Source organism: Streptomyces sp. MP131-18 (assembly GCF_001984575.1).
Classification (GTDB): domain Bacteria; phylum Actinomycetota; class Actinomycetes; order Streptomycetales; family Streptomycetaceae; genus Streptomyces; species Streptomyces johnsoniae.
In genome coordinates, this window is the sequence record NZ_LZNS01000001.1 from 5,914,913 (window position 1) to 5,938,057 (window position 23,145).

19 protein-coding genes and 1 pseudogene are annotated in these 23,145 nt (G+C 70.6%); 6 read left to right on the plus strand and 14 right to left on the minus strand.

The annotated features are described in order from the left end of the window. Window positions 1–4: 4 nt before the first annotated feature. From STBA_RS39030 to STBA_RS26715, 4 genes and pseudogenes are all read right to left on the minus strand, one after another. Window positions 5–1,060, minus strand: a pseudogene (locus STBA_RS39030) (hypothetical protein). Window positions 1,061–1,203: 143 nt separating this feature from the next. Then, window positions 1,204–1,881, minus strand: coding sequence for a response regulator transcription factor (locus STBA_RS26705; protein ID WP_077061644.1), 678 nt, complete (start codon window positions 1,879–1,881; stop codon window positions 1,204–1,206). Beyond that, window positions 1,878–3,041 carry a histidine kinase gene (locus tag STBA_RS26710; RefSeq protein WP_366510891.1) on the minus strand — a complete coding sequence of 388 codons (1,164 nt, stop codon included), beginning with the start codon at window positions 3,039–3,041 and terminating at the stop codon, window positions 1,878–1,880. Before STBA_RS26710 ends, STBA_RS26705 begins: the two co-directional genes overlap by 4 nt. 64 nt (window positions 3,042–3,105) lie before the next feature. Beyond that, entirely contained in the window at window positions 3,106–5,349 is a 2,244-nt protein-coding gene (locus STBA_RS26715; RefSeq protein WP_077061646.1) for an MMPL family transporter, read from the minus strand. 367 nt (window positions 5,350–5,716) lie between these two features. Here STBA_RS26715 and STBA_RS26720 point away from each other — a divergent pair, with 367 nt between their 5' ends. Further along, window positions 5,717–6,496 carry a GNAT family N-acetyltransferase gene (locus tag STBA_RS26720; protein WP_253195020.1) on the plus strand — a complete coding sequence of 260 codons (780 nt, stop codon included), beginning with the start codon at window positions 5,717–5,719 and terminating at the stop codon, window positions 6,494–6,496. A 53-nt stretch (window positions 6,497–6,549) separates the two neighbouring features. Beyond that, entirely contained in the window at window positions 6,550–7,215 is a 666-nt protein-coding gene (locus tag STBA_RS26725) for an ATP-dependent endonuclease (RefSeq protein ID WP_077063631.1), read from the plus strand. 9 nt (window positions 7,216–7,224) lie between these two features. Here STBA_RS26725 and STBA_RS26730 read toward each other — a convergent pair whose 3' ends face one another. The 5 genes from STBA_RS26730 to STBA_RS26750 form a co-directional block, all read right to left on the minus strand. Continuing rightward, window positions 7,225–8,121 (minus strand): anchored repeat-type ABC transporter permease subunit, encoded by an 897-nt coding sequence (locus STBA_RS26730; RefSeq protein ID WP_216355979.1) that lies wholly within the window; start codon window positions 8,119–8,121, stop codon window positions 7,225–7,227. Next, window positions 8,121–8,864, minus strand: a complete 744-nt coding sequence (locus STBA_RS26735; RefSeq protein WP_077061648.1) for an anchored repeat-type ABC transporter ATP-binding subunit — start codon at window positions 8,862–8,864, stop codon at window positions 8,121–8,123. Before STBA_RS26735 ends, STBA_RS26730 begins: the two co-directional genes overlap by 1 nt. Beyond that, complete coding sequence (locus tag STBA_RS26740; RefSeq protein WP_077061649.1) at window positions 8,861–9,934, minus strand: choice-of-anchor M domain-containing protein; 1,074 nt, start codon at window positions 9,932–9,934, stop codon at window positions 8,861–8,863. Before STBA_RS26740 ends, STBA_RS26735 begins: the two co-directional genes overlap by 4 nt. A 97-nt stretch (window positions 9,935–10,031) precedes the next feature. Next, a complete protein-coding gene (locus STBA_RS26745) occupies window positions 10,032–11,657 on the minus strand; it encodes an anchored repeat ABC transporter, substrate-binding protein (RefSeq protein WP_077061650.1) in 1,626 nt (541 codons plus the stop codon). Between the two features lie 99 nt (window positions 11,658–11,756). Beyond that, window positions 11,757–13,979: a choice-of-anchor M domain-containing protein gene (locus tag STBA_RS26750; protein ID WP_077061651.1), complete on the minus strand. Its 2,223-nt coding sequence runs from the start codon at window positions 13,977–13,979 to the stop codon at window positions 11,757–11,759. 131 nt (window positions 13,980–14,110) lie between these two features. Here STBA_RS26750 and rpmG point away from each other — a divergent pair, with 131 nt between their 5' ends. Beyond that, a complete protein-coding gene (rpmG, locus tag STBA_RS26755; protein WP_077061652.1) occupies window positions 14,111–14,275 on the plus strand; it encodes a 50S ribosomal protein L33 in 165 nt (54 codons plus the stop codon). Then, window positions 14,272–15,099 carry a class I SAM-dependent methyltransferase gene (locus tag STBA_RS26760; protein WP_077061653.1) on the plus strand — a complete coding sequence of 276 codons (828 nt, stop codon included), beginning with the start codon at window positions 14,272–14,274 and terminating at the stop codon, window positions 15,097–15,099. Before rpmG ends, STBA_RS26760 begins: the two co-directional genes overlap by 4 nt. A 31-nt stretch (window positions 15,100–15,130) precedes the next feature. Here STBA_RS26760 and STBA_RS26765 read toward each other — a convergent pair whose 3' ends face one another. Continuing rightward, the gene (locus STBA_RS26765; RefSeq protein ID WP_253195021.1) at window positions 15,131–16,111 is read right to left on the minus strand and encodes a membrane dipeptidase; all 981 of its coding nucleotides are present in this window, start codon (window positions 16,109–16,111) and stop codon (window positions 15,131–15,133) included. A gap of 99 nt (window positions 16,112–16,210) precedes the next feature. Then, on the minus strand, window positions 16,211–17,329 hold the full coding sequence (locus STBA_RS26770; protein WP_077061655.1) for a serine hydrolase domain-containing protein: 1,119 nt from the start codon (window positions 17,327–17,329) through the stop codon (window positions 16,211–16,213). A gap of 123 nt (window positions 17,330–17,452) precedes the next feature. Between STBA_RS26770 and STBA_RS26775 the strand changes: the two genes are divergently transcribed. After that, complete coding sequence (locus tag STBA_RS26775) at window positions 17,453–18,103, plus strand: TetR/AcrR family transcriptional regulator (RefSeq protein ID WP_077061656.1); 651 nt, start codon at window positions 17,453–17,455, stop codon at window positions 18,101–18,103. A 204-nt stretch (window positions 18,104–18,307) separates the two neighbouring features. Here the strand turns inward: STBA_RS26775 and STBA_RS26780 are convergent, their stop codons facing one another. Beyond that, window positions 18,308–19,375, minus strand: a complete 1,068-nt coding sequence (locus STBA_RS26780; protein WP_077061657.1) for an SDR family oxidoreductase — start codon at window positions 19,373–19,375, stop codon at window positions 18,308–18,310. A gap of 549 nt (window positions 19,376–19,924) precedes the next feature. Here STBA_RS26780 and STBA_RS26785 point away from each other — a divergent pair. Further along, window positions 19,925–21,247 (plus strand): helix-turn-helix domain-containing protein, encoded by a 1,323-nt coding sequence (locus tag STBA_RS26785; RefSeq protein WP_077061658.1) that lies wholly within the window; start codon window positions 19,925–19,927, stop codon window positions 21,245–21,247. A 102-nt stretch (window positions 21,248–21,349) separates the two neighbouring features. Here the strand turns inward: STBA_RS26785 and STBA_RS26790 are convergent, their stop codons facing one another. Together STBA_RS26790 and STBA_RS26795 are read right to left on the minus strand one after the other, a co-directional pair. Then, entirely contained in the window at window positions 21,350–21,811 is a 462-nt protein-coding gene (locus tag STBA_RS26790) for a hypothetical protein (protein WP_253195023.1), read from the minus strand. A gap of 172 nt (window positions 21,812–21,983) precedes the next feature. Continuing rightward, window positions 21,984–22,979, minus strand: coding sequence for a hypothetical protein (locus tag STBA_RS26795; protein ID WP_077063633.1), 996 nt, complete (start codon window positions 22,977–22,979; stop codon window positions 21,984–21,986). Window positions 22,980–23,145: the final 166 nt, after the last annotated feature.

A 23,145-nucleotide genomic window follows, 5' to 3' on the forward strand; every position in this document is an offset into this window, starting at 1 on the left:
GTGGTCATCGTCCGCCCCTCACCTGCCCGGCCACGAACGCCAGGTGCTGTGTGTGCCCTTGCTTCACCCATGTCTCCGCATTGCCCGAACCGGTGCCGTCCTGGCCGGCGGCGAGGGCCGACAGCCATCGCTCGGCCTCGGTGGCGTCGTCGCGGAACTCCGCGTCGGCGACGATGGTTTCGGCCAAAGGTCGCATCAGGCTGGGGTCTTTCGACCCCCACCGCCTGCCCTTCCCCACCAGGAAATATTCGGCCGTCGTGTACCGGGACTTCTCATAGATCCTTGGCGGCGGAACGGGATTGGCCGGCTCGTCGCACGTGCGCGGGTGGAGGGCCGAATAGTCGCCGAAGGCGAAGTGCGGGCCGTCACCGTTCCCGGCCGCCTCGTTCAGCTCGCTCCAGGCCATCCATTCCACTCGCAGCAGGGGCGTCACCTCGCGCTGTTTCAAGCCGTCCGCGCTTCATGGGAACGAGCCGCCGAGCAGAACGGTGCGGCGCCAGTTTGCCGCCCCGCGCACCGCCTCCCAGACGCGGAGCGCCGACGTCATCGCCTCCCGTACGACGGTCACCTCGCCCAGGTCCACCAGCAGGTCGACGTCCGAGGCCGCGGGGCTCACTCGTGCGAGTAGTTCGGACAACAGCCGCGGCATTTGCGCCTCGTCGAGGTCCTGTGCTCGCACCCGGACACCGAGTCCGCCGCCCGCGTCGGCGGCGAGTCCGGCGGCGGCCAACTGCTGTGCGGGGGCGCGTTCCGGGCCGGTCACCGGGCGGAGGGCGGGGCCCAGTAGGGGCGCGGAGAGCTGCGGCCACACCTGCTCGGCCACCAGGTCGGGGGTGGCCTCGACGTGGCGAGTGTCGAGCCAGCCGGGGTGCAGGCCGTTCGCGCCGTTGAGGTCCATTGCGCTTTTCCGCAAGTATGCGGGCAGCGCTTCCGGGGCGTTTGTGGGCGGCACGACCCACAGTGGCTGCGTCTGTTCGTCGATGACCGGTTTCACTGTCCGGAATGCGCTCAGCGACCCGCGCCGCACCGGCAGCGCGGGCACGTAACGTAACCCCTCCATGACAAGACATTGCCAGCGAGGCAAAAGAACCGGAAGAGGGCGTCAGGCCCGCTGCTTTGCTTCACGGCATAGCCGGCGCCGCTTCTGCGCTCGGCCGGGCATGGCGGCTTGACGAGGGCGCGCCCGCCGCGCGGTGGGCCGCCTCAGGTCCCGTTCGGGGTGGCTCGGACCAGGCCCGACTGGTAGGCGATGACTACGAGTTGCGCCCGGTCGCGGGCCGCCAGTTTGGCCATCGCGCGGTGCACGTGCGTTCGTACCGTGAAGGGGCTCAGGACCAGCCGGGCGGCGATGTCCTCGTTGGACAGGCCGGTCGCGACGAGGGCCACCATTTCGCGTTCGCGCGCCGTGAGCAGGCTCAGCCGTTCGGGCGTGCCTGCCGGAACGCCGTCCGGTGCGGCCAGGAAGCGGGTGATCAGGGCGCGGGTGGCGGTGGGGGAGAGGAGCGCCTCGCCGCCGGCCACCGTGCGGACGGCGGCCAGCAGATCGTCGACGGCGATGCCCTTGCCGATGAAGCCACTTGCTCCGGCGCGCAGCGCCTGGGCCACGTACACCTCGTTCTCGAACGTCGTCAGGATCAGGATGCGGCTGCCGGCCAGGTCCTGGTCGGCGCAGATCTCCGCCGTGGCGGCGAGACCGTCCATCTCCGGCATCCGGATGTCCATGATGACCACGTGCGGGCGCAGTTCCCGGGTGAGCCGCAGGGCCTCCAGGCCGTCGGCCGCCTCGCCGACGACCGCCATGTCGTCGGCGGAGTCGATGATCAGCCGGAAGGCCCGGCGCAGCAGCGCCTGGTCCTCGGCGAGCAGCACCCTGATCGTCACGGCACCGTCCCCGTTCCCGCGTCCGTTCCCGCGTCCTTCCGGGCCGGGGGGAGGGGCAGTTCGGCGGCGACGCGGAAGCCGCCCTCCGGGCGCGGCCCGGCGGACAGCCGGCCGCCGGCCGCCGTGGCCCTCTCCCGCATACCGATCAGGCCGTGGCCGGGCGGGCGCTCGCCCGCCGCGGCCACGCGCCGGCCGTCGTCGGTGACGGTGATGGTCAGGCGGTCGTGGCCGTAGGCGAGGTCCACCCGGGCGGCGCCGGTCCCGGCGTGCTTGGTCACGTTGGTCAGCGCCTCCTGCACGATGCGGTGCGCGGTGAGGTCCGCGCCGGGCGACAGCGGCCTGGCCCGGCCACTCCTGTGCACCGACACGGCCAGCCCGGCGTGCCGGAACGAGTCGGCGAGCGCGGGCAGTTCGGCCAGCCCGGGGGGCGGGGCGAGGGGCGCGCCGCGGTCCCCCGACTCGCGCAGCAGGCCGACGGTGGCCCGCAGTTCGTCGAGTGCGCTGCTGGTGTTCTCGGTGAGCTGGCCTAGCGACGCGCGGGCTTCATCGGGGCGGGAGTCGAAGAAGAGGGCGGCGACCGAAGCCTGCGCGTGGACCAGGGTGATGTGGTGGGCGACGACGTCGTGCAGGTCGCGGGCGATGCGCACCCGTTCCTCGGCCACGCGCCGCCTGGCCTCGCTCTCCCGGCTCTCCTCGGCGCGCCTGGCCCGTTCCTCCACGGCCGCCAGGTAGGCCCGCCGGTTCCGCGCGGCGGTGCCGAACGCCCCGGCCAGCAGCGGGAAGAACACGGTGGACGCCGTGCCGGACTCCAGCCACGAGCCGGCCCCGAACAGCAGCGAGGAGGCGGCCGGCGGGACCGCGGAGGCGGCGATGGCCGCGGCCACCTCGCGCGTTTCCCGGCGCGCGGCGAACGAGAAGACGGCGACCATGGCCGGCACCATCAGGAGCGGGTTGAAGTCGAGCCCGAGTGGCGGGGCCAGCACCCCGCACCCCGCCGTCACCGCCACCGCGGTCCGCGGCAGGCGGTGCCGCGGCGGCAGCACCGCACAGGACAGCGCGGCGAGCAGGAACGCGGGGGCGGGCGGCGGCGCCGCGGTACCGCCGTCGGGGTCGATCGCCCCGCCGACCAGGTACATCGTCAGCGCCACCGCCGTGATCACGCCCTCCCACAACCACGCGTGACGCGGCCGGTCACCGTTGATGCCGGGCGTCCACATCGCGGGATCAGCTTCCGCCGGCCCTGGACGGGGACACGGGCCGGGGTGCCTCGGCGGCAGGCCCGTTCACGGGCGCGGGGTGCGTCCGGCCCAGGGCTTCGCCCTCGACGTCGACGTTCGGCAGCATGCGGTCCAGGCTACGCGGCAGCCACCAGGCGCGGCGGCCGAGCAGGGCCATCACCGCGGGCCCCATGGCCATTCGGACGACGAACGCGTCGAAGACGATGGCGGCGGCCAGGCCGATGCCCAGGGTCTTGATGATGGGGTCGGTCATTCCGACGAACCCGGCGAAGACGCTGATCATGATGAACGCCGCGGCGGCCACCACGCGCCCGCTGTGCCGGAAGCCGTCCGTGATCGCCTCGCGCGGGTTCGCGCCGTGGACGTGCGCCTCGCGCATGCGGGTGAGGAGGAAGACCTCGTAGTCCATGGCCAGGCCGAACACCACGCCGATCAGCAAGATCGGCATGAGCGACATGACGGGCGCCGTCTGTCCGACGCCGAACGCGTCCGCCGCCCAGCCCCACTGGACGACCGCGACGACGGTTCCCAGGGCCGCGCCCACCGAAAGCAGGAAGCCGAGCGTGGCCTTGAGAGGAACGAGGACCGAGCGGAAGACGACCATGAGCAGGAGGACGGCGAGGCCGACGACGATCGCCAGATAGGGGATCAGCGCGTCGCCGAGGGCCTGGGAGACGTCGATGTTCAGCGCGGTGGTGCCGGTCACCAGCACCTCGGCGCCGGTATCCGCGCCGGCTCCGCCGACCGCGTCGCGGATGGTGTGGACCAGGTCCGCGGTCTCGGCGGTGTTGGGCGCGGTCGCGGGGACGGCGGTGAGCACGGCGGTGTCCCCGGCCTCGTTGAACGCGGGGGCACCGACCGACACGACGCCGTCCACGCCGGTAACGGTGTCGGCGACCAGGTCCGCGGCGCCTTGCGGGTCGGCGGCATCCCCGGTGTCCACGACCACCGTCAGCGGGCCGTTGAAGCCGGGGCCGAAGCCCGCCGACAGCAGGTCGTAGGCGCGCCGCTGGGTGGTGTCGGTGGACAGGGACTCATCGCCCGGCAGGCTCAGTTCGAGGCTCAGCGCGGGCGTCGCCACGATGCCGAGGCCGGCCACCGCGGTCAGCAGTACGGCGGCCGGCCGGCGCAGCACGAACCGCGCCCAGCGGACGCCGAGTCCGGAACGGCCGGTGCCGGTGCCGGTGCCGTTGTCGGTCGCGTTCGCCTTGCGCTGGGCGCGGGGGAGCAGCCGGCGCCCGGCGAAACCGAGCAGCGGGGGAACCAGCGTCAGCGCCACCAGGACGGCCAGCGCAACGGTGCCCGCCGCGGCAAGTCCCATCTTCGTCAGGATGGGAATGCCGACGACCGCGAGACCGGACAGGGCGATGATCACGGTCAGCCCGGCGAAGACGACGGCGGTCCCGGCCGTGCCGACCGCGCGCCCCGCGGCCTCTTCCGGGTCGCGGCCGCCGGCCCGCTCGGAACGGTAGCGGGAGACGATGAACAGCGCGTAGTCGATGCCGACCGCGGTACCCAGCATGATCGCCAGGATGGATGTGGTGGAGGAGAGGCCCAGGGGGTCGGCGAGCGCCGCGATGAGGCAGAAGCCGACGGCCACGCCGATGAGCGCGGTCAGCAGCGGCAGCCCTGCCGCGACCAGCGACCCGAAGGTGATCACGAGCACCAGGGCCGCCACGGCCAGCCCGATCAGCTCGGTGACGCCCCCGAGTTCCTCCTCGGCCTCCAGCGCCGAGCCGCCGATCTCCACGGTAAGACCGGCGTCCCGCGCCTGGCCGGCGGCGTCCTCGAGCGCGGCGGTCGTCGCCTCGGTCAGGCCGGTCGCCCGTTCGGTGTAGGTGAGGGTGGCGTAGGCGACGGCACCGTCCTCGCTGACGGCGCCGGTGGCGAACGGGTCGGTGGCCGAGGCGACCTGGTCGCCCCCGGCCAGGGCGCCCAGCGCGTCCTCGACGGCCGCCCGGTGCGGCCCGGCCGTGACCCGCTGCCCGTCCGGGGCCTGGAACACGAGACGGGCCTCGGCGCCCTGCGCGTCACCGCCGGGGAAGCGCTCGTTCAGCAGGTCGAACGCCTCCTGCGCCTCTGTGCCCGGCATGGAGAACTCGTCCTCAGGACCCGACTCGGCCGTCGCCGCGGCCACCCCGACAAGCACCAGCGCGGCCAGCCAGAGCGAGCCCACGAGCCGCCGCCGCCGGAAGGTCCATCGTCCGATGCGGTAAAGAAAAGTTGCCACCACGACTCCCGTCGGATGTCGGCAAAAGGAAGAAAGGCTGCGCGCGCCCTCAGAGAATCCCCGCCGACGCCCCCGCCGGTCATCGTCCCCACGCAGCAACCGGCGCCTGGTACGTATGCAGTACGCGGTGGTCCGGTCGTTCCGCGGTGGCTCGGTGCCAACTCCTCAGCTGCCGCCACGGCATGCCCGGCCGTGGGCGTGCGGCGGCGGGCGGCGCGGCTGCGGACCAGCCCGCCGATGAGCGCGTGCCGCGGCCGCCTGTTGCTCCTCAAAGCCGTGGCGCCGCGGGCGGACACGGGCCGGTGATTCGCCGTCGATGAGTGCCGGGTCACAGCGCGGGTGCGGGAACGCCTGCTAAGCACGGTGCGTGGCAGAAGCGGAAGAAGTGGAAGAACTGGTGCGGCTCGGCGACATCCACCGGGCCGCGGACGGGTGCGGAGCTCTGATCTGGGCCGCCCAGGGGCGGGGCGACGGCAGTCCTGGCCCTGGGGTACGGGCCTGGCGGCACGGGGCGGCGCTGGCCGTGGCGAGTCCGAACCCGCAGCAGGACCGGCTCGTGGTCGGTGGCGACGGCGCCGACGCGGGCGTTCTGCTGCGGCGCGTCCTGGACCGGGTCGGTCCCTCCTACCGGCTCCTGGGAGAGGCCGCCCTGATCGGTGACCTGATGCGGCAGCTGCCCGGACTGGTGCCGGTCCACCACTTCCTGTGGATGGAGACCATGTCCCCGACCGGCGCCGGCGCCGCGGGCGTTCGGTGGCTGGACGCCCGTGGAGAGCGGCAGGCGGCGGCACTGTTCGATCGCTTCTTCCCCGACTCCTATGCGCAGCCGGGACGCGAGGGCGTGCGCCGCTGGGCCGGGGTCCTCGATGAGGTGAACGGCGGCGCGGCGGCGGAACCGCTGGTGGTCGCGGCGGACGCATGGTCGGCGGCCGGGTGCGGGTTCATGGGCGGGGTGGTCACCCACCCCGCCGCCCGGGGGCGCGGGCTCGCGCGAGCCGTGTGCGGCTTCGTCGTGGACGCCCTCGTCGCCCGGTACGGCCGCACCGCGCTCATGGTGCTCACCGGCAACGCCCCGGCCATCGCCACCTACGAACGCCTCGGCATGACCAAGCGCCTCTTCCGCGCGGCCCACCTCCCGGCCAGGTGACGCCGGACCCCGCCGCGGACGCCGCCGCGGACGTGGCTGAGAAACTGGGGTCTGTGGACGCGATAGGACAGTTCCGCCTGGCGGTCATCGAGTGGGCGGCCGGCGGTGCGGGGGCCCCGGCCGCCGCCGCGGCGGCGCGCGAAGTGGCGGCCGGTACCGCTTTGCGCATGGCCGTGCTCGTGGAAGGGGTCAGCGACCAGGTCGCGCTCGAAGCGCTGGCCGCGCGGCACGGCCGCGCCCTCGGCGCGGAGGGCATCGCCGTCATTCCGCTCGGCGGCGCGACCAGCATCGGCAGATTCCTGAGCCTGCTGGGCCCGCAGGGTCTCGACGTCGGGCTGGCGGGCCTGTGCGACGCCGGAGAGGAAGGCCACTTCTCGCGCGCCCTGGAACGAGCGGGTCTCGGCCGCGGCCTCGCGCGCGCCGACATGGAGCCGCTCGGTTTCTACGTGTGCGTCGCCGACCTGGAGGAGGAGCTGATCCGTTCGCTCGGTGCCGCCTCCGTGCAGCGGGTCGTCGACGCCCGGGGCGACCTGCGGGCGTTCCGCATCTTCCAGAAGCAGCCCGCCCAGCGGGAGCGGAACGTCGAGCAGCAGCTGCGGCGCTTCATGGGCACCATCAGCGGCCGGAAGAGCCGGTACGCACGATCGCTCGTCGACGATCTGGACCTCACCCGCGTACCACGTCCGCTCGATCGGCTGCTCGCGCATCTGTCCTCGTGAGCCGCCCCCTCACCGCGGGTGGCCCGCGTGGTGAACGTGCACGGCGGCCCGCCGCAGCTGCCACAGGCGGCTCAGCAGACCGTGGCGGGGCGCGAAGGTCCAGGCGAGGAGGAAGAGCGCCGTGGCCGCCAGGACGATGGTGCCGCCGGTCGGGAGGTCCAGGCTCCAGGACAGGTACACGCCGGTCAGCGCGGAGAAGCCGCCGATCAGCGGTGCGAGCAGCATCATCACACCGAGGCGGTCGGTGAGCAGCCGCGCGGTGGCGGCCGGAGTGACGAGCAGCGCGAGGACCAGGATGTTGCCGATGGTCTGCACGGAGATCACGATGGCGACCGAGACCATGATGTAGAGCGCCAGGTCGAGGGCGAAGACGGGCAGTCCGAGTGCGCGCGCCGACTCGCGGTCCAGGGTGACCGCGACGAACTCCTTGTGGAGCAGGAAGGTCAGGACGAGCAGCGCGGCGCTCGAAATGGCGACGACGTAGAGGTCCTCGTCCGGGATGCCGGTGATGGAGCCGAAGAGAAACTGCTGGAGCGACCCCGCGTAGCCGGGGGAGCGGCTGATGATGACGATGCCCAGGGCGAAGGCGGCGACGAAGAAGACGCCGATGACGCTGTCCTCGCGCAGCCTGCGGTTCTGGGAGAAGACCGCGACCGCGACGGCGGTGAGCACGCCGGCGACCGCGCCGCCGAGGACCAGGTTGCCCTGAACGACGAAGGCGACGGCCAGGCCGGGGAAGACGGCGTGGGCGACGGCGTCGCCGATGAACGCCATGCCGCGCAGCACCACGTAGCAGCCGATGACGCCGCAGACGGCCGAGGACATCAGCGCGACGAACAGGGCCTTCGGCAGGAAGGAGAGCGCGGGGTTGAAGAGGTCGGTGACGAATTCCTGCGGGGACAGCATCAGCTCACCCCCAGCGCCGCGAGCAGCGGGCTCCCGGGCCGGATGCCGAAGGCGGTGCGCCACAGTTCCGCGTCGCGCAGCGCGTCGGGCGTTCCGGTGGCGACGACCGTCCGGTTGACCAGGCAGAGCGTGCCGCAGGTGTGCATGGCCGCGGCCAGGTCGTGGGTGGTCATCAGGACCGCTTGGCCCTCCTGGCTCAGCTCGGTGAAGAGGTCGGTCAGCAGCTCCTGGGTGGGCACGTCGAGACCGGTGAACGGTTCGTCCAGCAGGAGCACGCTGGGCCGCAGCGCCAAGGCCCGGGCCACCAGGACCCGTTGGCGCTGCCCGCCGGACAGCTGGCCGACGGGGCGGTCGCGCAGCGCCGTCATGCCGACCCGCGCCAGGGCCTCGTTGACGGCCCGGTAGTCCGCGACTCCGGCGCGGCGTACCCAGCCGACGCGCCGCACCCGCCCGGAGAGTACGGCGTCGGCGACGTTGATGGGGAAGTCCCAGGCGAACTCGTGGCGTTGGGGGACGTAGCCGACGCGCTGCCGCATCTTCGAGATCGGCGCGCCCGCCACCTCGATCGTGCCGGATGAGCGTCTGACCAGGCCGAGTGCGGAGCGGAGCAGGGTGGTCTTGCCTGCGCCGTTGGGCCCTATCAGCCCCATGAAGTCCCCGGCCTCAAGCTTGAGGTCGACGTCCTGGAGCACCAGCCGGCCGCCGAGTACGACGTTCAGCCCCTGGACGGACAACGCGGTCATGATGCGCTCCGGCCGTGCCCGGTGCCGGTGCCGGTGCCGGTGTCCGCGGCGTCGGTGGCGTCGGTGGCCGCCGCGATCCTGCGGGCCCGCCGGCTGCGGGCGGTGACCACCACGACCGCGGCCAGCAGGGCGAGGGCCACGGCGCCCACGGCGATCAGCACCACGTTCAGTGACGCGTCCTCCTCGTCCGAGGCCGTGTCCCCGCCCTCCGGGTCCTCGGCCGGCGGGCCGGTGGCGCTCGACTCCTGAGTCCGTTCCTCCTCTTCGGCGGCCGGACCGCCGCCTGCGTCGAACGCCTCCCGCACGTCGGTCTCCTCGCCGACGGCGAAGCGCAGCGGGGCGCGGGCGGAGACGTGCTCGCCGGTGATGAGATCGGCGGAGACCTCGAAGTCCACGACGTAGACGCCGGGTTCGGTGAAGACCCAGTTGGCGTGGGTGTGCGTGTTGAGGTCGACCCACAGCTCCTGCGGACCCTCCTCGTCGCCGTCCCACAGCACGTCCGGGGCGCCGAGGTCGCCGTTCTGGAGGAAGACGGCGAAGTGCCCGGGGCCCTCGACGCCGTGCATGGTGAGGGTCACCCCGCGGTTCACCCGTTCCATCACCTCGGGGTCCTGGGTGTTCCAGCCGAGCCAGATGACCTCGGGCGCCTGCGTCTGCGGGATCACGAACAGGTCGCTTCCCGGCTCGGCGTCGAGGAACCCGAAGTCCGGGTCGTCCGGCGCCTGTTGCCGTGAGGCATCGACCACCTGTGTCACCACGTCGGTCAACGGCCGCCAGACCGGCGGCGACTGGGAGTCGTCGCGGCCGTGGATGTGCCATTCACCGTCGACGAAGCGGGGGCCGATGTCCACGTGGCCGACATTGAGCACCGCTTCACCGGCGATGTTGTCCTCTTCCGGAGCGACGGTCTGCTCCAGGCCACCGCCGCCGTCACCGCCGTCGCCGCCGCCGTCCTGGGCGTGCCCGGCGGGGGATGCCGTGCCGAGCAGGACGGCCGCGGCGCCCAGGGCGACCGAGGCATTGCGGGCCCGTCGGCGGAGTCCGGCCGGGGGCGGAGGGAGGGAGAGCATCGGGTTTCCTGTTCTTCGCGGGGAGCGGGACGAGCGGGACGAGTGGGCCGGGGCAGAGGGCACACGCGGGGGCAGAGGGCAGAGGGCAGAGGGCCCCTCAACCGAGGCAGTCGCGCAGCGAGTCGGCATTGGCGCGCATCATCTCGACGTAGTCGGTGACCTCTTCGTCGAACGCGTCGCCGTAGATGGTGCAGACCTCGACGCCCTGTTCCTCGGCGACCTGGACGAGGGTGCTGGAGCGGCTGCGGAGGTTCGGCTCCAGGAAGACGGCGGGCACGGAGAGGTTGGCGATGGTCTCGCCCAGCCGACGGCGTTCCGCGAGGCTCGGCTCGGTGGCCGGATTCGGGGTGACGAAGCCGGCGATGGACACGTCGTAGGCTTCGCCGAGGTAGCCGAAGGCGTCGTGGGTGGTGACCAGATGGCGCCGTGACTCGGGTATCCCGGCGATGGTTTCGGTCACGTAGCGGTCGAGTTCCTCCAGTTCCGACAGGTAGGAAGAGGCGTTGGCCCGGTAGTCGGCGGCGTGCTCGGGGTCGATGTCGATCAGCACATCGCGGATGATCTTGACGTAGGCCATCGCGTTGCGGACGTTCTGCCACAGGTGGGGGTCGATCTCCCCGTGCACATGGCGGCCGAGGACCGCTTGGGGCAGCTGGTGAATGTCGTCGCCCGCGCGGCCCAGCATCCGGAACCTGGGGTCCCCCGGCACCTCGGTGACGGCCTTGTTGGGTACCTCGATCACGGTCTCGGAAGCGGCGTGCACCTCCTGCCGCGCGGCACCGCCGCCCTCGGGATCGGCGTAGAGATAGAGGCCCCCGTCCGCACCGTCCGCCCTGTCCGCCCCGCTCGCGGCGCCGTCCAGGTCCACCGTCACATCGGCGTGACCGCTGTGCAGCACGGCGGCGCCCGCCATGCCGGGGACCGAGTGGGGGTCGACCCCGACGGCGAAGGTGATGACGCTCCGCCCCAGCGGAACGGGGCGGCTTTGCGGAGTGGGCACGGCCTCGGCCGCCATCTGGAGCCGGTAGACGCCCGGTTCGGTGAACGCCCAGCTCATGTGCGTGTGCGCGTCAGGGGGCAGGAGGGCGGTGTCGTCCTCGTAACCGTCCCCGGCGTCGAAGCCGTCCGACGAGTCGAAGAAGACCGCGGGTTCGCCGAACGTCTCGGTCAGATAGCCGACCAGCTCGCCGGGGCCTTCCAGACCGGTGGCCTTCAGCCGCACCTCGGACGAGCGGGTGGCGCCCAGCTCCTCGCCGGTGCCACGGACGCGGAGCCCCAGCCAGATGGTGTCGAGGTTGACGTTCTCCACCAGCGGGATGATCTCGGCGGCGTACCGCACCGCGCGTTCGGCCAGGGAGACGTTCGGCACCCCGGCGGGCAGGTTGGCGTCCAGCGCGCGGATGAGGTTCTGCTCCTCCAGCATGAGGTAGTTGCTGAACGCGGCGTCGGCGTAGACGACATCGCGAATGTCGCGCAGGGAGGGCTCATGGCTGTGCGGGTCGCCGCCCTCGGGGACGAGGGACTCGACGTCCACCAGGTCCCCGCCGACGTGACGGGCCAGGTCGGCAAGGATGCCGGTGGTCGTGACGACGCTCACCCGGCCGTCGTCCGCGGGGCTGGTGATGCCACCGCACCCGCCGGCCGACATCGCCAGCGCGGCGGCCAGGACAACCCCTCGGACCGCGCTCGTCGGGCGGCGTCTCGTGCCGCTCTTCCCGGTCATCGACTGGGTGGCCTCTCTTCTTCTAAGTGGTCACGGGGCCGTCGGCGACCGGGTGTGGGAGGGGCGCCCGGCCCCTCCCACACCCGGTCGCCGTGCGCCTCAGGCGTGCGCCGCCGGACGACGCCGGTTGATCGCGAAGGCGGCGGCTCCGCCTGCCATCAGGGCCGCGCTGATCCAGATGAGCAGCGGCGGCAGATTGCTGCCGGTGCCGGCGAGGTTGCCGCCGGCCACCTGGTCGTCGGACAGTTCGCAGTCCTCGCCGTCCGCCGTCCTGCCCACCGTGACCATCTCGGTCGTGGTGCCACCCTGCGTCTCAAGGTCGCCGGGAGCGTCCCCGACCGCGAAGGTGTAGGTCTCGGTATCGCTGGTGACCGACTCGCCCGTGTCCGGGTCGGTGGCGGTGGCCCGGACGGTCAGCGTGTACTGGCCCGCCTCGGCGAACGTCCACTGCGCGTGGGTGTGTGCGGGGCTCTCCTCCCGCACGCTGCCCGGCAGTTCGTGGCCGCCCTCCGTCAGCAGCGAGACCACGCCGCCGAAGGTGTTGGTCGTGTACAGGTAGACCGAGCCGGGGCCTTCCACCGCGCTGACGGCGATCTCCACGTCGGTGTAGCCACTGCCCGCGACCCCGTTGGTATCCCAGCCGGGCCAGATCAGGTTCGGGTCCTGGGTGAGCGGCAGCAGGTAGCCGGCGGGGCTGCCCGGGTACTCGGCCGGGATGTCCTCGGCGAGCGCATCGGGCTTGACGTGCAGGATCACGTCTTCCGGGGCGTGCCGCACATGGCTGCCGGTCACGTCCTCCTTGAGGTCCAGGACGAGGTCGTCGCCCTCGGCGGTGACGTTGAACGCGTCGACGTGCCCGTGGTCGAGCACCAGCGCCCGGCCGGGCTCCACGGGCACCTCATGCTCCTCCTCGACGGGGAAGCACGAGGGCTCTCCGCCGCCGGTGGCCCCGCCGCTGCCCGAACCGCCGTTGCCCGACCCGCCCTCGGTGGCCCCGCCGCCGGTGGGGCTCCCGACGGCCGCGCCGCCGTTGCCCCCCGAGCCGCTGCCGGTCGTGTCGCCTGGGGCGTCGTCCGCGGTCACCCGGATGGTGACCGGCTCGGACGCTGCGACGGCCTCGTGGTCGTGGTCGTAGAGGCGGGCCTGCACCTGGAGACCGTCCGCCTCCTCGGCCACCTCGAACGTGTAGTCGGCCCCGGTTCCGGCGTCGCCGGCCAGTGCCCACTCGGCCTCGGCAGAGCCGCGGGTGAACCAGTGGTAGTGGTCCAGCTCCGTCCCCGGGGTCTGGACCGCGGTCAACTCGGCCGTGTCGCCTGGCCGGTAGCGCTCCGCCGTCCCCTCCACGGTGAGCGTGGTGGCGCCGGGGTCCTCGCCCTGGTGATCGTCGATGTGCACGGTCACGGGCGCGGACTCGGCGACGACCTCGTGGTCGGCGTCCAGCAGCTCGGCCTTGATCTGCCGGCCGTCGATCTCCGCGGTGCCGGTGTAACGGTCTCCGTCACCGCCCTCGGCCGCCTCCCAGTCCCCGGCGGCCGAGTCCCTGGTGTACCAGTGGTAGTGGTCCAGGTCCGTCGCGGCGTTGGGCACCGCGGTCAGCTCCACGGCGTCGCCGGTGTGGTAATGGTCGGCCAGCCCTTCGATCGACAGGCTGCTGGGAACGGGCGGCGGTGCCTCCCGGTCCCCCACGGAGAAGGCGTAGGCCGCGGTGTTGCTGGTGATCGACTCGCCGGTGCCGGGGTTGGTGGCGGTGGCGCGGGCGGTGAGGGTGTACTCGCCCGGCTCGGTGAACGTCCACTGCGCGTGGGTGTGTGCGGGGCTCTCCTCCCGCAGGGTGCCCGGGAGTTCGTAGTCGCCCTCTTCCAGCAGCGGGGTCACGGTGCCGAAGCCGCTGAGCGTGTACAGGTAGACCGGGCCTGGGCCGTCCACCGCGGAGATGTCGATCTCCACGTCGGTGTAGCCGCTTCCCGCGACCCCGCCCGTGTCCCAGCCGGGCCAGATGAGGTTCTGGTCCTGCGTCAGCGGCAGCACGTAACCCGCCGGGGCCCCGGGGTACCCCTCGGGGATGCCGTCGATCCAGGCATCCTCCTTCACGTGCAACAGCACGTCCTCGGGGGCGTGCGGGACGTGGGAGCCGGTGACGTCCTCCTTGAGGTCGAGGACGAGTTCACCGTCCACGACGGAGACGTTGAACGCATCGATGTGGCCGTGGTCCAGGACGAGCGGGTCGGCCGCGTGCGCGGTGCCCAGGGCGCCGGCCGCCATGGCCGCGGCCAGGAAGCCCGTGATGGCGTTCCGCCATCTCGGGCGTGATCGGGTGGTCATGTCAGTGAACTGCTCCTTCTCCTGGCGGCTTCGGCCTGCGCGGTGCGTTCCCCTAAGGGGAGAATATAAAACGAAAATCGTTCCCATCAAGAGGCTATTGGAAACGATTGTCGTTTGTGTAGGGTGGCCGCATGGCCCGTGACGACATCCGCCCGGTGATCAAGCTCCGCTCCACGGCCGGCACCGGCTACACGTACGTGACCCGCAAAAACCGCAGGAACGACCCCGATCGGCTCCAACTCCGCAAGTACGACCCCGTCGTGCGCCGCCACGTGACCTTTCGCGAGGAACGATGACCCACACCCGCCCGTCCCTCGGCGCCGTCCAGGAGACGCTGCTGATACCGCTCTACGGCCGCGCCGCGGAGCACCGCAAGCCGGAGCCGGCGCTGCGCGACCCGCGAGCCGTGGAGCTGGTCGGGGCGATCGACTACGACTTCTCGCGTTTCGACGAGCTGCCGAGCCTGACCGGATCGGTCCTGCGGACCCTCCTGTTCGACTTCTGGACGCGCGACTTCCTCAGCCGTCACCCCGCCGGAACGGTGGTGGAGATCGGCACCGGTCTCAACACCCGCTACGAACGGGTGGACAACGAGCGGGCGCACTGGTTCGACCTCGATCTGCCGGACGTCATCGAGCTGCGCCGCGCCTTCTTCCGCGACACCCCGCGCAGACGGATGCTCGCCGCCTCCGTGACCGAGGAAAGCTGGCTGCGCGTCGTCGGCGAACAGTCCGGTGGTCCCTGCTTCTTCTCGGCGGAGGCCGTCCTGCCCTTCCTCGACGAGGCCGACGTCCGGCGGCTGGTCGAGCGCATCGCCGCCGCCTTCCCCGGCAGTTGGCTGGCCCTGGACAGCAACCTTCCCCGGCTGATCGAGGCCCAGGACGAGCACGACGCACTCAGCAAGGTCGAGGCCCGACTCCGTTGGGGCTGCGCCGACATAGGAGTCGTCGCCGAGTGGGTCCCCGGCAGCCGCGTCGCCGGCTCCCACACCATGACGACACTGCCGTCGGACGTGCGCGACGCGCTGCCGCCCCCGTCCCGCCGGATGCTGGAGGAGCTGGCACGCCGGCAGCTGCCCCAGGTGGAGGGGTACCAAATGCATCTGATCCAACTGCCCTGACCGGCAGGCGTTCCGGCGCCGCGAGGCGGGGCTACCGCCACACCTGCGCGGCGACGCGGCGGAAGTTGCCGCCCAGGATCGCGGTCACCGCGTCGTCGGGGTACCCCCGGGCGAGAAGCGCGTCCTCGACGGTCAGCAGCCCTTCCGGGGGTATGAAGGCGATCGGCCCCCAGCGGGTGTAGCAGTCGGGGAACAGCTCCGGGCTCTCCTCGATCAGCGCGTTGAAGTCCTCGTGGTCGAACGGGTAGTCGGTCGACACCCCGACGTGTGCCGGGCCGACGAGGTCGACGGCGTAGTCGATGTGCCGTACCAGCGCGTCGATCGAGGCGTCGTTCGGGCCGAGGAAGATCCCGACGCCGGTGATGCCGATGACCCCGCCGGTGGCGGCACACGCCTTGGCCTGCTCATCGGTGATGTTGCGAGGGTGGTCCCACACCGAACGCATGCAGGAGTGGCTGTAGATCACCGGCTGCTCGGAGACCTCGCACATGTCAAGACCGGTGCGGGCACCGCAGTGCGATCCGTCCGCCACCATGCCGACCGCGTTCATCTCCCGTATCAGGGCTCGCCCGTAGGCGGTGAGCCCTTCGTCGAGACCGTCCAGGCAGCCGCCGCCGGCCGCGTTGCGGTTGTTGTAGCTCGGCAGCATCGTGCGGACACCGAGCTCGTAGAACTGGCGCACCCGGTCCAACTGTCCTTCGAGCGGCCCGGAATCCTCCAGGTCGAATGCCACCGCCACCTCGTCCGCACGCCCGGCGGCGTCGACGTCGTCGACGCCCACGGCCGGCCGCAAACGGTCGTCCGCGGCGATCCGCTCCCGCCAGCTCGCGATGAGACCGGTGACGTCATCGGTGCGGTGGGGAACGTAGCCCACGTTCACCGAGACGAAGCTGCCTCCCGGCCTGCGGTAGCGGGCCAGTTCGCCGATGTCCGCGTGCTTCTTCAACGGCAGGCAGCAGTGTTGCTCCCACAGCAGGGACGGGCGGCGCGGTCCTGAAGGTCCGTTCGGCACGGTACATATCATGCCAGTGCCCGTTCTTCGCGTCGTGCCGAACGTGCCGCGGTCGTTCCTGCCGCCGCCTCGGCCCTCCCGTCTCGGTATACCTGCCGGTCAGCCGGACATCGCCGCGCGGTAGAGAGCCGCAAGCGCGTCGTCGATGGGGTGGGGCTGCGGCTTGCCCGAGGAGTCGAGCCTGTTCCACCTCTGAAGGTTCACCGCGACGGCCAGCTGCCGCTTGCCGTCGGCGGAGGTCATGGCCAGCGCTCCAGCACCCCAGACCGTGCCGCCGTGACCCCAGAAGGTGCCCTGACCGGGAGCCTCCATCGGGTGCAGGCCGAGGCCGTAGTCGATCGTCTTTCCTTCGTGGGAGACGACCGGGACGGTGCGTCGCATCTGCGCCAGCGACGATGTGCTGACGATCTCGCCGGCCAGCAGCATGCCGAAGAAGCGATTGAGGTCCGTGACAGTCGATATCAGCGAGGCCGCCGGCCCCACCCACGACATGTCGTAGACGCTGTAGTCGCGCGGCGGGTCGATCATGCCGAACCACGCCTCGTACATCTGTGAGTGCGGCCCGTCGACGTACGGTTCGGCGGGGAGTTCGGTGTCGCGGAGCCCCGCGCGTTCGATGACGTTCCGAGTGACGTACCGCTCGGCCGAAGTGCCGGTTACCGCTGCCAGGAGTTCGCCGAGGAGCAGGTAGTTGGTGTTGGAGTACACCCCCGGCGTGCGGCCCGGGACGCCGACGGCAGGTGCGGTGACTCCCATCTCGATCAGTTCGGTGGGATGAAACCGCGTGAGCCGGTGGTCGTCAAGACTCTCGGGCCCGGTGTCCGCGAGGGCGGGAAACGCTTTGAGGGACGGGTAGGCATAAGGGAGGTACTCGGCGAGGCCGCTGGTGTGGTTGATCAACATCCGCACCGTGATCGCGTCACCGCGTGCTCCGGGAACCAGCCTCGGAAGGTACCGGCCGATCGGGGTGTCGAGGCCGATCTGACCGCTCTCGACCTGGTGCAGAACCGCGGCGGCGGTGAAGGTCTTGGTGATGCTGCCGACGCGGTGCCGCATGTCGGCCGTGATGGGGCGGCCGGTGGCGACATCGGCGACTCCGGCGGCGCCGCGCCAGACCTGGTCGCCGTCACGCACCTCGGCGAACAGGCCCGGCACCCCGGCGCGGTGGACGTGTCCCAGGGCGGCGTTCAGCTTCGCGGGGTCCAGCGGGTTCCTCACGACATGCGTCCTTTCGTATGTCCCGGGGTGGGCATCACGTCGTACGTTCACGTCCTCATTATGCACGCGGTGCGTGCAACGCCAAGTGCATAGGTTAGGCTGAGTCCCGGCGAGAGGGGTGAGATGGCGGGCCGAAGGCGCTGGTCTACCGAGGAGATCCTGGATGCGGCGGCGGAGCTGCTGCGCACGAGCGACGCCGAGTCGTTCAGCGTGCGCAAGCTCGCCGCGGTGCTCGGCACCGATTCCTCCAGCCTCTACCGGCACTTCCGCAGCAAGACGGAGCTGATGCGGGCGGTCGCCGACCGGATACTCCTGGCCGCCATGGACGGCTACCGCCCCGAGGGCGACTGGAAGCAGCGCATCACCGCCCTGGCCCTGCGCGTGAGAGAAGCCTTCGGTCAGCAGCCCCAACTCGCCGCGGTCTGGGGACGCTACGCGTCAGGCGGCACCGGTTCCCGGCTGGTCATGGAGGAGCTGCTCCAGGCCCTGCGCGCGTCGGGACTGCCCGACCAGGAGATCCCGACGCGCTACCACAGGATCGCTGTCCTCATCGCCGCGTTGATCGCCTCCGAAGCCGGAGTCAGCACCATCACTCCCAAGGAGTCCGAACAGGGCATGGAACTGTTCCGCGTCGCGGTGTTCGGCGCCGACCCCGCACGCTTCCCCGCCCTCGCCCGCTTCGCCCGTGACGTCCGCCCCCTCGGGGCAGACCGCCGCGCCGCGTTCGAAGAGATCCTCGCCGCCCAACTCGCCGACATCGAGGCCGCGATCTGACCGAGCTGGGCGGGCAGCCGGCGCTGATGGTGATGTCCGCCGCAAACCGCGAGGGCGGTGCCGGAAGGCACGCCCAGGCCGCGTCCTCTGGAGGACGCGGCCTGGGGCCGGCGCTCGACCGCAGTCTCCAGGGTCAGTTGAAGCTGTTCTCGGAGGTGAGGGTGGCGGTGGCGGTGACGTGCCCGCTGGGCGGCGCGGTCACCCTCACGCGTCCTTTGAGGAGTCGGTGTCGGCGCTTGTGCCGGCGCTCTTGCTGGTCCACGGCTTCGGGACCCGGGCGGCGGCGTGCACATGCCGGTCCGCCCAGTGGAGGACGGAGCGGTACAGCGCCTCGGAAGGGTCCGCGACCGGGTCGGTGACGTCGATCGGGTGCGAACGGTTGAAGTACGGGCGGAACCTGCCGTACGACTCGACCGCCCCGAGTTGCGACCTGGACAGATGCTTGCGGGCCATCGGTAGGTAAAACCGGTCCCAGGCACGGGGTTTGACGTATGGCGGCGGCTCGATCGGGGCGACGCCGCGCCGGGCCCGCCACTCGTTGAGCCCGTCGATGATGACCTTGTGCGTGCCGTCCACGCTCAGCGCCGCGGTGCCGCCCCCGACGACCGCCACCCTCGCGTGTCCTGACGTGCGGCCGGCGGGGCCTGACATGACGATCCTGGTGATGATCCCGGCCGCGTCGTCGGTTGACGCGATGTCGACGTAACCGCCGGGGTCTCCGACGACCACCGGGAGCGCTCCGGAGCACAACCCGCGCATCAGGGCGAACACTCCGCCGAAGCGGTCGATGAACCCGTCGTCGCGGCGGCCGCATATCAGCGGCAGCCGGACGATGTCCGCCCCGGGGTGTTCCCGGGCCACCCATACCTCGGCGCGTGCCTTCGCCCACTCGTACGTGTTATGGAAGTCCTCCGGGTTTTGCTGTCCGTGCTCCAGAGCGGCTCCGCGGCCCTCTACGGCGATCGTCGAGAGTTGCACGACATGCGTATCCGGGCCCGCCAGCGCGAAAAACGCTGCCGTGGAGGCCGTGTTGGCCGTGTACGCCTCCTCGGCCGGGAGCCCCCACCGGGTGTCGGCGGCGGCGTTGACCATGACGTCCCAGGAACGCCGTACCGTACGCGGCGCCTCCTCCGCGCCGATCCGCCAGGCCACGTCGCGCGCGCCGGGGCCGCCCGAGCGGCTGATCCGCCAGGTGGTCGCCCCGGATCGTTCCAGGCGGCGGCAGAGCTCCCCGCCGACCGCCCCCGACGCGCCCGCCACGAGTACGTCCACTGGCCACCACCCGCCCGTTCCGCCGTTCGTCGCCTCCGGTATGCGGCGTCCGATGTCCGGCGAGAGTAGGACGAGGCGGGGCATGCGCCGGTGACTGTTCCGTCTGGCAGAACACCGCGGCCCGGAATGCCGGGGCTACGTAACCTGCCCCGTATGCCAAGAGTGACGCACCCCTATGCGCATGACACTGCGATCCGGACCGGTCGCCGGGGCCCGGTCGCGAGGAAATCGGGGGGGTCGTCCTTCTCCTGCGATCCGTCGATCGCCCATGTCACCGGGGCGCCATCCCCGGTCTGTCCACGTTCGCCAGGTTCGCCCAGCGGCACACCCACAAGCGCCTTATGCGGGAACGGCTTACCGCGGACGTCGCCGACTCGGTCGAGTAGGCGACGGGGTCGGTCGACGCGGCCGTGCGTGCCAGGGGCGAGCACCTCCGCATGACGATCAGGGGAGTCCGCGCGCCCGCTGACAGCCGGCACTGCGCGGTGTGTTCCGAGATGACCCGCGCATGGTCGACTAGCTGACCAGATGAAACCGGAGCAGTCGCGAATGGAGCTCAACACAACCCCCACGCGGTCGTTCGGGTCCGCCTTGAGGGCCGCACGACGGGACCGGGGACTCTCACTCGGACAGCTGGCCCAGCTGGTCAACTACAGCAAGGGCCACCTCAGCAGGGTGGAGTCCGAGGGCAAGGCGCCGACCGACATGCTCGCCCGGCGGTGCGACGAGGTACTGCGCACCGGTGGCCTACTGACTGGTCTCGTCGACGCCGCCAGGTCCGGCCGCCGCGGCCCGTCGCTCAACCAACTGCCCAGGGCGGCGCCCGGCCTGGTCGGGCGGGCAGCGACCATGTCCGCATTGGACCGCACTCTTCACCTGCCGGGTGCGCGACGCGACCCGGCAGAGTGCACCGTCGTCGTCGTCGACGGGCAGGCTGGAATCGGCAAGACCACCACAGCGCTCAACTGGGCCCACGGGGTGGCGCGCCAGTTCCCCGACGGCATCCTGTTCGCCGATCTGGGCGGCTTCGGCCCCGGCGTGCCGGCCGATGAGACCGATGTCCTGCGCCACTTCATGGCGTCCCTCGGCGGACAGGTGGACGCGGAGGTGCCTGCCGAACACCTCGCGGCCCGGTACCGCAGCCTGATGACCGGCAAGCGGGCGCTGATCATGCTGGACAACGCGGCCGGCGCGGGACAGGTCAGGCCACTGCTGCCGGCGGCCGGTGGGTGCCACGTGCTGGTGACGAGCCGCGACCGGCTGTCCGGACTGGTCGTACGGGACGGCGCGGAGCGGGTCACGGTGCCACCGATGACCGAGGAGGAGGCATTACGGCTGCTCGAAGCCACAGCCGGACCGTGGTTCGACCGATCAGCCGCGCCAGAAATCGCGCACTCCTGTGGTTATGTCCCGCTGGCTCTGCGGGTCGCCGCCGAGAACATGGCCGGGTGGCATCGGTCGCCATTCGACGGCCTCGGCGGCGGGGCGGATGAGGCGACCACATTGCGGACTGTTCTGTCGTGGTCCTACCGCAAGTTGGCGCCTGCTGCGGCGAATGCGTTGCAACGCCTCGCGGTCACCCGCGGTGAGACCGTCTCACCGGCGACCGCGGCCGGCCTGCTCGGCACCGGGGTGAACGAAGCCCACGTGCTGATGGACGCGCTGGCGGAGATACATCTGCTGCACCAGGTCGCGCCCGGCGCCTATCGTCTCGACCAGCTCACCGCGGCCTTCTCCACCGAGCTGAACGAGACCCGACCGCTCCCGTCGGCACCCGACGACTTCCACGCCCAGGTGCGCCGCCTGCCGGACTCCCGTGCGCCGCAACCGCCTGTGCGCAACGAGGACGGGGTCCTCGGCGGCAGCGCCTGACCTTCCGCCATGGCGGCCGCACATACTGTTCCTCGCTCAGGACATGGACACGTCCGCCGTGCGAGCCGGTCACCAGAGTGGGCCAGACCCTTTTCAGGCTTTCTACACTGGCTGTGTCCATTCGCTCGGAATCAGGGCTGGAAGGCCAAGACGGTCGACTGTTTCCGTCCATCCTCTGACCAACCTGAGCCCTCCGAACATCCCTTGAGGTGAACGTAGCTCGGGTAGATGCTCGCCGAGGCCAAGACCTTCCTGCACGGCAGTCACCCACTCCTCGAGTCGCGTCAGCCATGGCTCGGCCTCTGAGGGGTTACTCGCAAGTTCATTCGCCTCATGAATAAGTTTGAGGCCCTGGGTGCGGAGCGGCTCCGGCGCATATGTGATTTGGTCGAGGGCCCCGCCGTTCTCTTGCCAGTACGGCTCTCCGCCATACTCAAGACCGCTCACCTGTAGGCTCGCGAAAACCAGATTGCGAGTTTGTGCAGCCACCATCCGCCACTGGCCGGCGCGTACTCCGCCGCCAATGTCTTCCAGTGCTCCCTGAACGACCAGCAGCGTTATCACGGAACCGTGGCCGATACTGGATACGTAAGACTGCAATCCCCTAGTGCTTCGAACGCTCACACAGCACCTCTTCAGTGAAATAGGATCAGGTATGACGGCCGGACGGGCCGGACCGTCGCGCTGACAGCAATACAGGGATCAGTCGACCCCCTCGTCGCATACGGAACACGAATTATCGTTCTGCCCGCTGTACGCCGAGCCAGAGCATGTCCTCGCTGAAAAGCGCCTCGACATCCGGGTCCCACTTCTCCGACAGGGAGTAAGTCCAGGTGCTGGGCTCACCGACGTTGCTTTTTGCTGACACCACTGCTGCCCGCAACCCCCACCGGGATACTAGGTGTTCCTTACCGAATGACTCCCAAGTGGTACCGACGGTCGGCTGTAGGCTCAGCCGCCAGGAGCTGGTGTCGACATCGCCGAGGTAGGAGTGGAGTGAGCTTTCTATGCGCTCCATGTAGTGAGGTACATCGAGTGCGGAAAGCGGTGGGCTTATCGCTTGCTCGTACGCCGACAGAGCCTTCGAATCTCCCAGGCGTTCCAGCTTTTCCCCTAGCCATTTCCATTTGAAGTATGATTCTCCACGAGCTGCCGCGTGGCGTTCGAGTGCCGCCATGAGCGCTTCGCCTGCTCGGATTCCTGCCACCAGAGGCTTATGGGTGAGCAAGGCCTTGGCTGCTGCTTGCATGCGGTATGCCTCCACGGCATGCCAGTCTTTTAACCACTCACCTACTTCGGCCTCCAAGTGCTGTTGCCAAGCGATCCATTGATCTGTGCCGGAAAGTGGAAGACCCAGACCGTACCTGGTGATGACGTCGATCGCCTTGCGTTTCGCTCCGATGTCTCCTGGCCTTATCTCTTGCGGGGGCCAAGTGCTCGAACTCATTTCGCGGCGTCTGTCCAAGAGTTGTTGGGAGCCGCAGGTGATCGCGTCAATCCGTGCGCCGTTCGGATATGACATCAGCGGAAGCGTGCTGGCAACGTCATCTTCTACGACGGTGTACAGGTCCAAGTCGCTGGTGTCGTTACCGAATCCGGAAATGACTGACCCGGCGGCGACGACCAGAAGCGGCTCTCCGAATGACCTGTCAATCTGATCCAGTATCTGTCGCTCCGTGAGATCATGCCGTTTGATATAGCCTTGATATCTGCCGAGCCTGGCATCATCCATCAATCGGTCCATTCCGATTCAGTGCGTGTATGAGCATGGTGTCGTTTGGCTCATTGCAAGTTACTTGCGACTGCGGTCATTGGATGCGGTGAATCTGGGTTTCGGCTCCAGGCAGACCTGCCGGCGCAGGTTGGAGCGGTTGCACGCATTCGTCCTCGGCTACTGA